Annotated in this window: 13 protein-coding genes; 10 read left to right on the top strand and 3 right to left on the bottom strand. The window is 63.1% G+C overall.

The annotated features are described in order from the left end of the window. Positions 1-69: 69 nt before the first annotated feature. Positions 70-456, bottom strand: coding sequence for a DUF2917 domain-containing protein (locus P3T42_RS09650; protein WP_074297141.1), 387 nt, complete (start codon positions 454-456; stop codon positions 70-72). 189 nt (positions 457-645) lie between these two features. Between P3T42_RS09650 and P3T42_RS09655 the strand changes: the two genes are divergently transcribed. The 4 genes from P3T42_RS09655 to P3T42_RS09670 all read left to right on the top strand — a co-directional run bounded on the left by P3T42_RS09655 (position 646) and on the right by P3T42_RS09670 (position 3,771). Further along, positions 646-789 carry a hypothetical protein gene (locus tag P3T42_RS09655; protein ID WP_429305859.1) on the top strand — a complete coding sequence of 48 codons (144 nt, stop codon included), beginning with the start codon at positions 646-648 and terminating at the stop codon, positions 787-789. 105 nt (positions 790-894) lie between these two features. Beyond that, positions 895-1,602, top strand: a complete 708-nt coding sequence (locus tag P3T42_RS09660) for a response regulator (RefSeq protein ID WP_074294627.1) — start codon at positions 895-897, stop codon at positions 1,600-1,602. 169 nt (positions 1,603-1,771) lie between these two features. After that, positions 1,772-2,569 carry an alpha/beta hydrolase gene (locus tag P3T42_RS09665; RefSeq protein WP_083640254.1) on the top strand — a complete coding sequence of 266 codons (798 nt, stop codon included), beginning with the start codon at positions 1,772-1,774 and terminating at the stop codon, positions 2,567-2,569. Positions 2,570-2,637: 68 nt separating this feature from the next. Next, positions 2,638-3,771 carry an ATP-binding protein gene (locus tag P3T42_RS09670; RefSeq protein ID WP_429305860.1) on the top strand — a complete coding sequence of 378 codons (1,134 nt, stop codon included), beginning with the start codon at positions 2,638-2,640 and terminating at the stop codon, positions 3,769-3,771. 28 nt (positions 3,772-3,799) lie between these two features. Here P3T42_RS09670 and P3T42_RS09675 read toward each other — a convergent pair whose 3' ends face one another. After that, positions 3,800-6,136: a patatin-like phospholipase family protein gene (locus tag P3T42_RS09675; RefSeq protein WP_083640255.1), complete on the bottom strand. Its 2,337-nt coding sequence runs from the start codon at positions 6,134-6,136 to the stop codon at positions 3,800-3,802. A 317-nt stretch (positions 6,137-6,453) separates the two neighbouring features. On the opposite strand from P3T42_RS09675, the gene P3T42_RS09680 reads away from it, so the two are divergent. The 4 genes from P3T42_RS09680 (at position 6,454) to P3T42_RS09695 (ending at position 9,313) form a co-directional block, all read left to right on the top strand. After that, entirely contained in the window at positions 6,454-6,993 is a 540-nt protein-coding gene (locus P3T42_RS09680) for a sigma-70 family RNA polymerase sigma factor (RefSeq protein ID WP_429305861.1), read from the top strand. Further along, positions 6,993-7,817, top strand: coding sequence for an anti-sigma factor family protein (locus P3T42_RS09685; protein ID WP_429305862.1), 825 nt, complete (start codon positions 6,993-6,995; stop codon positions 7,815-7,817). The genes P3T42_RS09680 and P3T42_RS09685 overlap by 1 nt, the downstream gene beginning before the upstream one ends. Before the next feature lie 168 nt (positions 7,818-7,985). Next, positions 7,986-8,930, top strand: coding sequence for a metallophosphoesterase family protein (locus tag P3T42_RS09690; RefSeq protein ID WP_429305863.1), 945 nt, complete (start codon positions 7,986-7,988; stop codon positions 8,928-8,930). A 38-nt stretch (positions 8,931-8,968) separates the two neighbouring features. Beyond that, positions 8,969-9,313, top strand: a complete 345-nt coding sequence (locus P3T42_RS09695; protein ID WP_429305864.1) for a cupredoxin domain-containing protein — start codon at positions 8,969-8,971, stop codon at positions 9,311-9,313. Positions 9,314-9,371: 58 nt separating this feature from the next. Here P3T42_RS09695 and P3T42_RS09700 read toward each other — a convergent pair whose 3' ends face one another. Further along, positions 9,372-10,985: an EAL domain-containing protein gene (locus tag P3T42_RS09700; RefSeq protein ID WP_429305865.1), complete on the bottom strand. Its 1,614-nt coding sequence runs from the start codon at positions 10,983-10,985 to the stop codon at positions 9,372-9,374. A 507-nt stretch (positions 10,986-11,492) separates the two neighbouring features. Between P3T42_RS09700 and P3T42_RS09705 the strand changes: the two genes are divergently transcribed. After that, complete coding sequence (locus P3T42_RS09705) at positions 11,493-12,038, top strand: GNAT family N-acetyltransferase (RefSeq protein WP_429305866.1); 546 nt, start codon at positions 11,493-11,495, stop codon at positions 12,036-12,038. A gap of 81 nt (positions 12,039-12,119) precedes the next feature. After that, positions 12,120-12,452 (top strand): DUF6916 family protein, encoded by a 333-nt coding sequence (locus tag P3T42_RS09710; RefSeq protein ID WP_074294634.1) that lies wholly within the window; start codon positions 12,120-12,122, stop codon positions 12,450-12,452. Positions 12,453-12,503 lie beyond the last annotated feature (51 nt).

Consider the following 12,503-nt stretch of genomic DNA (forward strand, 5'->3'; position numbering starts at 1 on the left):
GTTCGGCTAAAAACAGTAAGCGTCGACAAACACTCCTGCGCGCAGGGGTGTTTGTCATTCAGGCGCCGCTCACGGCGTGCGCGCCGCCATCCGGTCGAAGCCGAGCCACGCCACGCGCGCCAGCCACCGGCTCACCACCCCTCGCCGCACCGGCAGACGGCTGCTCAATGCGAGGTGCGCTGGCGCGTCGCCATCGGTGCTGACCCACAGGCGTTCGCCGCGCTTCAGGCGCAGCGAATTGCCCGGCGTCAACCAGTAGTCGTAAGGGGATTGGCTGCGTGTGAGCCAGATCCGTGCGCCGTTCACGCTCAATTCGGTGGCGGCGTTCACGCGCCATGAAAACGTCGCGCCGGGTGTGACGACCACATGCACGACTACTCTGGGTAGTCGCTCGTCTTGCACACCGGTGTATCGACCGGACTCTTCATCCATGCACTGCGGGCTTGCGTCAACCATCTTGCTCTCCGTCATCGAGCCGGCAGACGGAGACGCCTCATAAAGCAAAAGGCCCCTTCCGTTTCCGGCGGGGCCTTTGGGACTTGTTTTGCAGGTTCAGACTGCTAACGCGCACACGCTCCCAAACGCCCGCCATGAATGGCGTGCATTGGGGTATTAATCGCGATGGCGATGAAGGCGTGGGTCAGCATGGATCTGAGTTTGTCTGGCGGCAGCGAGCTTGTCAACCAGAAATCCGCGCCGTTTCAGGCAGCAGTTGCGGCCAATGAGCGATCCGCCGCGTCGTGCCGCCGCGTCGAATTGACTGGTGAATTGTCGAGTTTTGTCGTCTAATTTCGGTGCGTGTGGCGCCATCCGCTATGCTGCGAGGCGCCGGGGGCTACGTGGCGTGCGCCGCGTGCCGGTATCGAAACCCTGTCAGTTCCAGACGATTCCCTCATGGCTTTCCGCATCCTGCTCGTCGAAGACGATAATCGCCTGTCCGCCCTGGTTGCGGGCTATCTGCGCAAACACGACTATGAAGTCGAGGTGGTGCTGAACGGTAACGACGCGGTGCCGGCCATCCTCAAGCGTCAGCCGGACCTGGTGATTCTCGACGTCAACCTGCCGGGCAAGGACGGTTTCCAGATCTGCCGGGAAGCGCGCGAGCAATTCGACGGCGTGATCATCATGGTGACCGCGCGCGACGAACAGTTCGACGAAGTGCTGGGCCTCGAATTCGGCGCGGACGATTACGTCCATAAGCCGGTCGAGCCGCGTGTCCTGCTCGCGCGGATCAAGGCGCAGTTGCGCCGCGTGGCGGGACGCGGCGTGGAAATCGCCGGCCAGCCGGAGCGCTATACCTTCGGCAAGTTCGAGATCAACCGCGCCACGCGCACGGTGACGTTGCCGGACGGCAGCCGCCCGGATCTGACCTCTGCTGAATTCGACCTGCTGTGGGCGCTCGTCAGTTGCGCGGGCGAAGTGGTGAGCCGCGACGACCTGATGCGGCAATTGCGCGGCATCGAATTCGACGGACTCGACCGCACCATCGACGGCGGTATTTCAAAGCTGCGCCGCAAGCTGCACGACGATTCGGGTACCCCGCAGCGGATCAAGACCGTGCGCGGCAAGGGTTATCAGTTCAGCAAAGTGGCCTGGGAATAGGCATCGGACGTTTGCTGTTGGGCCTTGGCTCTTGACCTTTGCCTGACAGCCCGCCCGCCGGCCCGCCCGTTGTGCGCCGACAAAACTCCACGGGAGTTATCTCAAATCTACAGTCGCGCGCGCGTCGCGTGGCTAGTATCGCAGGCTTGTTCACTTACGAGCTTGCGTCATGTCCGCCCGCGCCTTACCGCTTTCCAAACATGCAGTGCTGATGATTCACGGCTTGGGCGGCACACGTCACGACTTCGGTTCGCTTGACCGCAAATTCGAGCAGATCGGCTGCGACGTGTATCTGCCGTCGCTGCCTGGGCACGGCTCGCGTCCCGATCAGTTGAGCGGCGTGAGCCTGCGCGACTACATGCAGTTGCTGAGCCGCACGTATCGCGAGCTGGTCACGCGCTATGAACGGGTCGACGTCGCCGGCATTTCGATGGGCGCCTTGCTCGCTGTAATGCTGAGCGCGCGTGAACGGATGACGCATGGCCGGCTGATCCTGCTGTCGCCGCCGCTCTTCCTCGACGGCTGGGGCGGCTCGCGTCTGCGCCCGCTGCGTTACCTGATGTACTGCGTGCCGGGCCTGCGTCATCTGATTCGCGTGCCGGAGGGCGAGCCGTTCGGCATCAAGAACGACCGCATTCGCAACCTGATCCGCCGCGCGCTGCAAAAGGGCAGCGGGGTCCACTATCCGTACGTGCCGCTTGCCGCGATCGCTCAGGTGGACTGGATGCGCTTTGCCGTCAAACGTGCGCTGCCGCGCGTCGCCTGCGAAACGCTGGTGATGCATTCGGAGGAGGATGAGGTCACCAGCATTCGCTCCGCCGAATTCGTCTGCGAGCACCTCGGCAGCCGCGACGTCACGCTGGTGCGCCTGACCGACAGCTATCACATGATCACGCTCGACAACGAGCGCAATACCGTTGCCGACCGCACGCTCGCGTTCCTTCAGCGTCCCCATGTGCTAACGTAAGCCGCGCGCGGGCCAAACGAACTTGACGGGCTGAACGGCCTCTTGCGGCCGGCGCGCATTTTTCCCCGATGTTCGTGACCATGAACCCTACCGCGCAAAAACTCTCCGTTTTCCGCTATTGCAAATGGCGCTGGCTGCACTTCCGGCGTTCCTGGACCGACACGCGCGCCGACCGCATGCCGAGCTGGTCGCGCCTCTATGTGCGGGCCTATCTGCGTCTGCTGAGCCTCGCGTTGCTGGTGGCCGTGATTCCGTTGCTTGGTTTGTCGTTGGAACTGACGGCCGCTGTCGTCTGGCAGGGTTTTACGGCGTTGCCGGGCGGCGTCGTGCCGGTTTTGCTTGTGGTGTTTGGCGCGCCGGCGGTGGTCGCGTATCGCTGGATGCGTCCGGTGTGGGTCGATCTGGTGATGGTCCGCGAGCGCGCCATCGATTTCACCGGCGGCCGTTTCAACACACGGGCACGCGAATCGTATAGCACGATCATCGGACCGCTGGCGCGCACGCTCAATGCGCTCGCCGAGCGGATGGAACGGCTGATCGCCGCGCAACGCGAGTTGACCAACGGCATCTCTCACGAACTGCGCACGCCGCTCGCACGGGTGCGCTTTGCGCTGGAAGTGTTGCGCGAGCCGGCCTCTGCCGCCGAGTACGACAGTGCGCTCGCCAGCATCGACCAGGACGTCACGGAACTCGACGAGCTGATCGACATGAGCCTGACCTACGCGCGGCTCGAATACAGTTCGCTGCAGTCGAACCTCGAGCCGACCGTGCTCGCGAGCTGGTTCGACGGTCAGGTCAACGACGCCTCGCTGCTCTACACCGACAAGCAGATCGTGCCGCAGGTCGAGATCGACCCTGCACTGCGCGTGGTGATGGACAAGCGCCTGATGTCGTACGCGATGCGCAACCTGCTGCGCAACGCCAGCAAATACGCGCGGACGCAGATTCGGGTGGGTCTCGCTGTGAGGCACGGTAACGTCGAGATCTTTGTCGAGGACGACGGCAGCGGTGTGCCCGAAAACCAGCGCGAGCACATCTTCGACGCCTTCGTGCGGCTCGATCGCCACACCGGCGGCTACGGCTTGGGCCTCGCCATCACGCAACAGGTGCTGCGGGCCCACAAAGGCCGGATTGCCGCGACCGACCCGCTGACGCTACCCGGCGCGCGCTTCGAAATCAGCTGGCCAGCCGGGACGGTGTAAGCGGCGGCGGGACACGCCTGCTCAATCCTCAATACGTGTGGCCGAGCTGGATATAGAAGTTGTTCCGTCCACCCGGCGCGAACGCCACACCCAGGTAGATCGGCCCGAACGAACTCGTCACGCTGGTGAAGAACGTCACGCTGCGTTTGAGCGGGCCGCCGCCGTACTGGATATCGCCGTCCCACACGTTGCCGGCTTCGAGGCTCAACCCCGCGTAGAGCGCATGGAAGGGCGACGCGGTGAACGTCGTCAGCTGGTTCATGTACGTGACCTGGCCGTAGAGCATCGAATTGCCGGCCAGTTGATCGGCGGCATAGGCGGACAGATGCTGGAAGCCGCCGAGCGTGAAGCCGAACGGATTGACCGGGTTGGTGTTCTGGAAGTCCTTGCCGGCCTCGATGCTGGCGTTCACGCTTTGACGCCCATAACTCGCCGCCACCAGCGCCTTGCCGTACAGCTCGGTGAAGGTGTTCTGGGGCTGCGCGAACAGCGTCCGTTCCGCGCGCAACTCGAAGTAATAACCCTTGCGCGCAAACAAAGGATCGTCGAGCTGGTCGATGACAAGGCGCGCGCGTGCCGTGAACTCTCGCCCGTAGATGTCGGGATATTCCAGTTGCAGATTGCCGTTTTCGTCGTAGTACTGGCCGTTGTATTGCGGCGAGGCGAAACCGTGCGCGTAGGCTACCCCCACGCGGAAGTCCCCCAGGTTCGCGAGCGGCAGTCCGAAGTCGAGGCCGGCGCGCTCGGTCTGCTGCTGGTACTGCGTCAGCTTGATGTATGGATCGTCCTGGAAGACATTCGCATAGCTGCGCTCGAATTCCACATACGGCGCGACGTAATAGCCGAACGAATCCGAGAGCGGTTGCCGCAATTCGCCGTGGAAGGAGAGCATGTCGCTACCCACGGTGGCGTCGACGAGCCCTTCTAGCCCCGACGACGTCAGCCACGGCCGGCGATAGCCCACATGCAGACGGAAGCCGCCTTCGTCCGAGGAACTGGCCGACAGGCCGAGCCCGAACAGCAGGAAATTCGGCCCCCACGGTTTGTCGCGGGCATCGACGACGAGCGTGTTCTGGTCGCCCTCGGTGACCAGTTGCTGCGTCACGCTTTCGAAGCCCCCCGCGGTGGTGAGCGCCAGCATGTCCTTGTCGAGCGCCTTTGGATCGTAGACGTCGCCAGGGTGCACGTGCAGCGCTTCGACGATGCGCTTCTCCGGCACCGCGCCGTGCGACTTCACTTCGATGCGGGTGATGCGCACCGGCGTGGCGACCGGCGTCATGTGCGCGGTGCGCCACGCCGCATACTGTTCCGGCGACAACGCGAGATGCTGCAGCTTCGGCAATGCGGCGCGTGCCGCGGCTTCGCCCGCGGCGATGGCCTGCGGGGCGTTGGCGAAATCGGTGAAGCTCAACGGCCCGAGCGACGGCTCGATCAGCACGTCATTGGCGTCGAGCTGTTCGCGCTGACGCGCCACGTTCTGATGGATCAGGATGCCGATCATCTGCTGCATCACGTCGGCAGGCGAGGCGAGGGCGTCGAGCGGGCGCAGCGGCGAGCCGATGTCCACTGCGATCACCACTTGCGCGCCCATGTCGTGAGCGGTTTCGATGGGCAGGTTGCTGACGAGGCCGCCGTCCACCAGCGTCCGGCCGTCGACCTCTGTGGGCGCGAACAGGCCCGGCAGCGCGATACTGGCGCGGATGGCTTGCGGCAGCGAACCGTTTTCGAGCACGACCTTCTGGCCGGTCTGCAGGTCCGTGGCGATCGCGCGAAACGGGATGGGCAACTGGTTGAACGAGGCGTTGCCCGGTATCGCTGCGGTCCAGTCCTGCAGCAAGGCCTGCAAACGATTGCCTTGCACGAGCCCGGCCGGCAGCCTGAAACCGCTGCCGCTAAAACCCAGTGCAAGGCTGTTCGCGTAGAGCTGCTCGTCCTCGCGTTGCGACTGCGGCAGGTCGGCGCGCTCGACCACGTCGAAAGCGATGTCGGCCAGATTGACCTGCGCGAGCCGGGTTTCCATTTCCTGCGCGGTCATGCCGCTCGCGTACAGGCCGCCGACCACCGAGCCCATGCTGGTGGCGGCGATACAGTCGATCGGGATGCGGTTTTCTTCGAGCACCTTCAGCACGCCCAGGTGCGCATAGCCGCGTGCGCCGCCGCCGGACAGCACGAGGCCGACCGCGGGACGGCCGTCCGGTCCGGCGTGAGGCGTACAGGCCGCGTCTGCTGCATGGGCGGATTGCACGAAGGTTGCCAGTCCGAACAGCAGCAGCGCAGCGGCGCAGTGCAAGCGATGTTCTGCATGGCTGGGCCTTGTCTGTGCCGCCGTTTGTGGTTTTGTCTGGCTCGCCAACGCTCGGATCATCCGCTTCACAACTGTAGGAAAAACCGAGAGATTACCTGTTTTTACGCTCTATTACAGAGGTTGCTGCGGGGGCGCTCAAGAAAGACCAATGTGGTACGCGCAAGGCCGCTTTGATCCGGCTCGATCAGGGGGCCGCGGTGGCCCGATGCGGTGGTCCGATCTGGTGGCACAATGACTGGCCGGGAAGGGCGCCGGTTACGGAAAGCGCTCGCCGGGCAAGGGAGTAGCGGTCCATTCGACCGTCCGGGAATAAAAACACGCTGCGGACGGTCTGCTCAATGTCGGTCACAGAGAGGGGTTACCGCCGGGATACAACAATGGCCGATCCAATCATCGCGAAGCGCTTCGAGTCGCTCGTCTTGCCGCATATGAATTCGGCGTTCAACGTCGCGCGTTGGCTGACGCATAACGACCAGGACGCCCAGGACGTCGTCCAGGAGGCGTATCTGCGCGCGTTCCGTTACTTTGGCGGATTCCGCGGCGAGGATGCGCGCGCCTGGTTATTGAGCATTGTGCGTAACACGTTCTACACCTGGCATCAGCAGAACCGGGGCCATGCCGCGAATACGACGGAGTTCGAGGAAGACCTGCATAGCCTCGAGACCGATCGCGCCGGGCAGGACGACAGCCCTGAAGCGACGCTGATTCGCAGCCAGAGCCGCAAGCGGGTGCACAACGCGCTGCGCAGCTTGAGTCTGGAATACCGGGAGGTGGTGGTGCTGCGCGAGCTGGAAGAATTGTCATACAAGGAAATCGCCGTCATCGTGGGCATCCCGATGGGCACGGTGATGTCTCGCCTCGGGCGCGGCCGCCAGCAACTGGCGACGCTGCTCGCACCGACGGATGAGGGGGCGTGATGGATCACGAACAGGCGTTTGAACTACTGCCGGGCTATATCGACGAGGAACTGAGCTTGTCCGAGTCGCTCGAATTCGAGCGGCATCTGGCCGGCTGCGAGCAATGCAAGCGTGCCTATGAGCTGCAGCGTCAAGTCAGCGCGCAGTTGCGGCAGAACGATTTGCGGATGGACGCGCCGCCGGAACTGGCGGCACGCATCCGCGCGGCGCTGCCGGTGCAGCGCTCGTGGTGGCAACGCCTCGGCGCAAGCTTCGGCGGATCCGGCCGCCTTGGCGGCAAGGGTCGCGCGGGCGGCACGGGTAGCGCGGTTGGCACGCTCGGCTGGGCGCCGCTCGGCGCGATGGCGGTGAGTCTGGTGGCGCTGACCTGGAGCGCGGGGCTCTACCTTTCGATGCCGTCCGGCGATACGCGCCTGACCGAGGAACTGGTGGACAGTCATGTGCGCTCGTTGCAATTCGATCACCTGTACGACGTGATTTCGACGGACCGCCACACGGTCAAGCCGTGGTTCGACGGCAAGCTCGACTTTGCGCCGCCGGTGGTCGATCTCGCTCAGCAAGGCTACCCGCTGGTGGGTGGCCGGCTCGATTACCTGAACGGGCGTGCCGTTGCGGTGATGGTCTACCGCTACAAGCTGCATCCGATCAATCTGTATGTGTGGCCAGGCAGCGAGGCGGGTACGACGCCGCATATCTATGAGCGGCAGGGTTATCACCTGGCGCACTGGAGCGCCGCCGGGATGAACTACTGGGCCGTTACCGATGCCGGTGAAAGCGAGCTCAATGGCTTCATTACGGATCTGCGTGCGCATCCCGCTTCCTAGCGTGGGCCACGCACGGGGCACTTGCGCCGGCTAAGCGAGGCCCACTAAAAAATTCCAGTGAAGCGGGGAATAAACCGCACGACGTCGCAGTCTCCTCATTGAATCTGTTCAGGAATCCCATCGGATGATCCGGCGGCCCATCTCCTGGACCTTAATCGTGAGGTGACCATGTCGTCAGATCTTCCATCCGATCCGTCGCGCCGCGGCGCGCTGAAGTGCCTCGCTTTCGGCGGCGTGGGCACGGTGTTTGTCCTCGCCGGCGGTATTCTCACGCCGGTCGAACTGGCGCTTGCCGCTAGCACCAAAGATTCCTCCGCGGTGTCGGGCGTGCCCCTGTTCCTGCAGATCAGCGATACCCACATTGGCTTTAACAAGGAAGCCAACCCGGATGTGGCGGGTACGCTCAAGCAGACCATCGACTTCGTCAACGCCATGCCGGTCAAGCCCGCGCTGACGATTCACACCGGCGATATCACGCATCTCTCGAAACCGGAGCAGTTCGATCTGGCCTCCCAGTTGCTGTCGGGCCTGAATATCACCGAGTTGCATACGGTGCCGGGCGAGCACGATGTGACCGACGGCCCCGGCACCGAGTATTTCAATCGTTTCGGCGCGGCGTCGGACAACAAAGGCTATTACAGCTTCGACCATCAAGGCGTGCACTTTATTGGCCTCGTGAACGTCATGCATTTCAAGCCGAACGGCCTGGGCGGCCTTGGCGACGACCAGCTGGCGTGGTTGGAAAACGACCTGAAGGGCCGCTCGTCGAGCACGCCGATCGTCGTGTTCGCGCATATGCCCATGTGGACGATTTACGAGCCGTGGGGTTGGGGGACCGGCGATGCGGGGCAGGCGATGAGCTATCTGAAACGCTTCGGCTCGGTCACCGTGCTCAATGGGCATATTCATCAGATCGTGTCGAAGGTAGAGGGCAATATCACCTTCCATACGGCGCGTTCTACGGCCTATCCGCAACCGACCGCCGGCAACGGGCCTGGCCCCATGCCGCTGACGGTGGCGAGCGATCAGCTACCGCGGATGCTGGGCGTCACCAGTATCAAGGTCACGCGCCATCCGCTCAAAACGACGCTGGACGACGTTACGCTCGTCTGAGTCGGCACATTGAAATGTCATGAAGAGGTACACAAATTATGATAAGTAATCCTATTCGACGTACGTTCTCAATCGCCCTCGGAGCGATGCTGTTGACGATGGCATCGGCCGGCCTGCAGGTTGCCCAGGCCGAGGAATCGAATGCCGTCGTGATCAAGAACTTCATGTTCTCGCCGATGGCGATGACCGTCAAAGCCGGCTCGACGGTGACCTGGAAGAATCTCGATGGCGAACCGCATACGGTGGTCAACGACGCAGGGCTGTTCCGTTCCGCCGCGCTTGATCAGAACGAGACCTACCAGTTCAAGTTCGATAAGCCGGGGGTGTACAGGATTTTCTGCGGCATCCATCCGAACATGAAGGCGACCATCACCGTGCAGTAGGGTGGTTGCGCGTCGCTGCGAAGTTGCGCCATCGGTAGCCGCGTCCCGCGTGACGCGGCTACGAATGCGCGTAGAGGCTCGTCTTCTGCTTCTCTGCCAGTTCGCTTGCCCGCAATGGCCGCTGGTATAGGTAACCTTGGCCGAACGGTATGCCGGCGTCGCGCAGGGCACGATGCTGCGCCTCCGTCTCCACACCCTCGGCGATCACAAGGAGCCCAAAATGCCGCGCGACGGACACGATGCCCTTGATCAGTTCGGCACCGCCCGTATCCACTTGCGCCACGAATTGCCCGTCGATCTTCACGAAATCGAATGGAAAGCGGCTGAGCAGATCGAGGTTGCTGTGCTGCGTGCCGAAGTCGTCGATGGCGAAGCGAACGCCGCGCGCCTTGAGCGTCTCGAAGATATCCATAACCCTCGGGCTCTTGTTCAGCAGAAAGCGCTCAGTAAGCTCCAGCACCAGGCTGACACCTTCGGGCAGTGCATCGTTCACCGCCAGCACTTCCGCCACGAAGCCTTTTCGTTCGAGATCGCGCGGCGCGATATTGACGGCGATGCGCAGCGGCCGTGCCGGCATGCGCGCGCTCATTTCCGCCGCGGCCGTGCGCAGCGTGAAGCGCGTGACATCGGCGAGCAGGGCGCTCGACTCGACTTCGATCATGAATACGGCCGGACTGATGTTCCCCCACTTGGGATGGTGCCAGCGCAACAGCGCTTCGACCCCCACCGTCGCGCGGCTGGCGATGTCGACGATCGGCTGATAGACGACGTACAGTTCGCCTTGCCGCAAGCCGCGCCGCACTGCGGCGAGCAGCAGGCGGCGCGGTGCGAACGTGAGGAGATAGAGCGCGGCGAGCAGCGCATTCACCAGCACGCCTATCCCGCCGAACAGCAGCCCGTACTTCCAGCGCATCTGCGAGACGAACTCCGGCGAGGCGGACAGCACGATCGAGAGCGGCCATGTGCCGGATGCCACGCGGCTCAGGTCGGCAGGCTGCGGCTCGCTGGCCGGCTCGAACTTGCCCTGGTCGTCGAGACGCCCGTTGTCCGCGATCGACACGGCGATCTGCCGCGCGCCGTAGCGCACGCCATGCGCGAGCAGGTCGGCAATGTATTCGCCTTCGACGATGTATAGCACTCCGAGACGATTGCTTGTGGCATGGAACATGACGAGGACAGGCACCCCAGGCTGGAACTGCGTGCCGGGAAGAAGCTTGATGCTGACGGGTGTGCCGGGCGTGTGCCGATAGTCCGACAGCGGTACGTCGATCGCCCCGAGGCCGGACGAGCAATACAGGCGCCCGTCCGCGACGAGGGCGATCGCCCGCACGTAGGTCACATAGGTCTGCAACTCCGACAACTGACGCTCGACCTGCGCGCAGGGACGCCCGGCGAGCGCGGTCAACTCGGGCTCGCGCCGCGAGACGACGCTGCTGAGGATGCGGTCCACCGACGCGGCGAGTTCGCTACCGATCAAGCGCTCGCGGGCATCGACACTGCGCGCGGCGTACTGCTCGCCGGCCAGCACGGCGCCGAGCAGGATCAGGAGGCCGCAGGCGAGCGTCGCGAGTTGCCACAGACGCGGGGCGATGCCGTGCCGGCCAGGTGTAGCGGCGAATCCGGCGGGGGAGGTCGGGGCGACCGGGCCTGCGGCTTTGGACGTGTCGTACATGGCAACGCGGGAAATGTGAACGGTCGACGACGTGACTGCGTCATCGGAACAGTCGACGCGGGGCATTGCTCAGATGATATCCCACGCATGTCCGGTCGAGGTGCGCGGGAGTCGCTATGTGCGATCCGTTTAAAATCGATTTCAAGCTTGAGCTTTCAGCAAAACAAAAATGAAAGACGTCACATTGATGTCAAAAAGCCAAAGCGTTTAATCGAAACGTCGCATACCGGCTCGCAATACGAATAAGAACCGGTCAGCTATGGCGACACGGATTCAGGCGATCCCGGTTTTAACGCAAACCTTTGCGGACCCGCTGCCGGAAGGCCGGCAGGACAAGGGGTTAAGGTCATTGTTGCCGCCCGCCCGGCATTGTCCATAAATGCTGAAAATTATTAAGGGTAGGCGGGTAATCCCTTAGCACATTTGTCAGGCCAATCGATTGCAAGCTTTATAACTACCGGCTACGATGCGTTCGCATATTCGTCTCACAATTGATAAATAGCTTTCGTGAGCATTACATCCGGCCTCGACGACTCGATCATGGCAGCGCTTGAAAGCGAAGCCGAAGCACTCGAATTGCGTGCCGCGACGAATGCCGACCGCGAGTTTTTGCTGGCGGTATTTACCAGCACACGGCTTGATGAATTTGCACGCTCGGGATTGAGCGGTGAGGAAATCGCAGTTCTGCTCGAACAGCAGTTCACGATGCAGGACCGTTATTACCGGCGGCACTATCCGCAGGCGCGTTTCGATGTGGTGCTGTGCGAGGGGATGGCGGCCGGCCGGCTGTATCACGACTGGCAAGACGCCGGGTTGCGCGTGATGGATATCGCGCTGTTGCCCGCCTTCCGGGGCCGACGCATCGGCACGCGGTTGATGCGCGCGCTGATCGGGCAGGCGGCGCAACGGGGCATGGCTGCTCAGTTGTATGTCGAGAGCGACAACCCGGTGCGTTCGCTGTACCGGAGATTGGGTTTCGAGAAAACCGGCGAGAACGGCATTTACGAACTGATGTGCCGGCCCGCTGCGCCGTTCGAGGCGGTGGCAGAGTAACGGGCAGAGAGTAGAACGAAAAATACGAGCGATTTGAAGAACGCACAGGGTCGCGTTTCAGCTTCGTTTCCGGGGGGCGGGGTGTCAGCAATACCAGGTCATGCCGAGTTGACGGAGTCGCTCGGCCGCACTTTTATCCTGACGACGGCGAGCGGGCACGCGGTTCAGGCGCAGCTTGTCGGTGCGCCGGCCGGCATTCCCATGGACGACAGCTACGTCTGCTATTCGGCGCTCTTCGAGTTGCCGCCCGGCGTGCAACTTCCTCAAGACGTGTACCAGGTGCAATCGCCCGACGGGCCGAGCTGGTCTTTGCTCGCCACGCCGGTGCGGCCTTCCGAAAGCGGCGCGGCCATGCTGTGCGCGGTGATGCACTGCGTGAAGCCCGCCCTATCCCCTTCGACGGACGCGCCATGACTCTCCCGGTGTTGCCCGTTTCCTTGCGGTCCAAACACCGCGTTTCCAGGA

This window comes from Paraburkholderia sp. GAS38, assembly GCF_050434965.1.
Classification (GTDB): domain Bacteria; phylum Pseudomonadota; class Gammaproteobacteria; order Burkholderiales; family Burkholderiaceae; genus Paraburkholderia; species Paraburkholderia phenazinium_A.

Coding starts and splice junctions, on each gene's coding strand:
- P3T42_RS09685 (WP_429305862.1), top strand. CDS start 6,993: ATGGATCACGAACAGGCGTTTGAACTACTGCCGGGCTATATCGACGAG.
- P3T42_RS09690 (WP_429305863.1), top strand. CDS start 7,986: ATGTCGTCAGATCTTCCATCCGATCCGTCGCGCCGCGGCGCGCTGAAG.
- P3T42_RS09655 (WP_429305859.1), top strand. CDS start 646: ATGGATCTGAGTTTGTCTGGCGGCAGCGAGCTTGTCAACCAGAAATCC.
- P3T42_RS09700 (WP_429305865.1), bottom strand. CDS start 10,985: ATGTACGACACGTCCAAAGCCGCAGGCCCGGTCGCCCCGACCTCCCCC.
- P3T42_RS09665 (WP_083640254.1), top strand. CDS start 1,772: ATGTCCGCCCGCGCCTTACCGCTTTCCAAACATGCAGTGCTGATGATT.
- P3T42_RS09695 (WP_429305864.1), top strand. CDS start 8,969: ATGATAAGTAATCCTATTCGACGTACGTTCTCAATCGCCCTCGGAGCG.
- P3T42_RS09660 (WP_074294627.1), top strand. CDS start 895: ATGGCTTTCCGCATCCTGCTCGTCGAAGACGATAATCGCCTGTCCGCC.
- P3T42_RS09680 (WP_429305861.1), top strand. CDS start 6,454: ATGGCCGATCCAATCATCGCGAAGCGCTTCGAGTCGCTCGTCTTGCCG.
- P3T42_RS09675 (WP_083640255.1), bottom strand. CDS start 6,136: ATGATCCGAGCGTTGGCGAGCCAGACAAAACCACAAACGGCGGCACAG.
- P3T42_RS09650 (WP_074297141.1), bottom strand. CDS start 456: ATGGTTGACGCAAGCCCGCAGTGCATGGATGAAGAGTCCGGTCGATAC.
- P3T42_RS09670 (WP_429305860.1), top strand. CDS start 2,638: ATGTTCGTGACCATGAACCCTACCGCGCAAAAACTCTCCGTTTTCCGC.